1 pseudogene is annotated in these 719 nt (G+C 66.1%); it reads left to right on the top strand.

From position 1 onward, the window contains the following. Nucleotides 1-719, top strand: a pseudogene (locus tag RLDS_RS0127330) (MobF family relaxase); the annotation flags it as partial.

Genomic DNA, 719 nt, shown 5'->3' on the forward strand with positions numbered 1-719 from the left:
TCGAGGTGGGTCGGGGCGGGGCGCAGGATGTCGGCATCCAGGCCGGGCGATACGATGTCCTCAAGGTCCATGCCAGTGGCAAGGTCGACCTCGCAGACGGACGGCGCAGGATCCGCTTCGATCCGCAGAAGCTGTCGCCGGCAGAGCAGCGGGACCGGCTCCAGCTCTCCGAGAAAAAGCCGCTCGATATCCACGAGGGCGACCGCATCCGCTGGACCGCGAACGACAAGGGCCGCGGGCTTCACAACGCCACCCTCGCCCGGGTGGTGAGCGTCGACGGCTCCGGCGTCACGGTAGAGACGGCGGGCAAGGAGCAACTGACCCTGCCGATGGGCGATCCGATGCTCTCGCGCCTCGACCTCGCCTACTCGCTGAACATGCATATGGCGCAAGGCATCACAACCGACAGGGCGATCGGCGTCATGTCCTCATTCGAGCGTTTCCTGTCCAACCAGCGCCTGTTCAATGTCCTCGTGACGCGCGTGCGCGACGGCCTGACGATGATCGTTGACGACAAGGAGAAGCTGGCACGGCAGCTCGACATGAACCCGGGCAACAAGACCTCTTCGCTCGAAACCGTCGGCCGCCTCGACATAGATGGGAACATGGCCAAGGGCGCGAAGGCGCGCGAGGATTTCAATCCCGGCCCGATCGACGGCGTCGACCTGTCCGATCTCCCGCCGCTGCCTGACGACCTGCCCCCGCTCCCTGACGCCGGC

This window comes from Sphingobium lactosutens DS20 (assembly GCF_000445105.1).
GTDB lineage: Bacteria > Pseudomonadota > Alphaproteobacteria > Sphingomonadales > Sphingomonadaceae > Sphingobium > Sphingobium lactosutens.